Here is a 284-nt window from a genome sequence, read left to right on the forward strand (position 1 = left end):
TCTTCCCATTACTTCCTTCGACGTGCTGCATCGCCGGATTTGGCCCCTGACCGAGTTCGAAATCCTTATCGGCCGTCTTGGGAGTCCTGTAGATGGGAACGGGGTCGCCGCAGGTGTTATGCACCAGGACCGGCGTGGTCCCCGCGAGCACATAGTACGTGTGGAGACTGGAGACGGTCAGGTCGTACGCGACCTGCGGGATGGCTTCGTACTGAACTTGAATTTGTGATGTCGGCCTGGAGGGTGGTCAGCCGTCCATGATCAGGCCGGTGGCGGCGAGGCAT

At 60.2% G+C, this 284-nt stretch carries 1 pseudogene; it reads right to left on the reverse strand.

Features of this window, described 5'->3' with window-relative positions:
* Window positions 1–190 (reverse strand): annotated as a pseudogene (locus IEZ12_RS40775) (hypothetical protein); the annotation flags it as partial.
* Window positions 191–284 lie beyond the last annotated feature (94 nt).

The organism is Kitasatospora griseola (assembly GCF_014648555.1).
Classification (GTDB): Bacteria; Actinomycetota; Actinomycetes; order Streptomycetales; family Streptomycetaceae; genus Kitasatospora; species Kitasatospora griseola.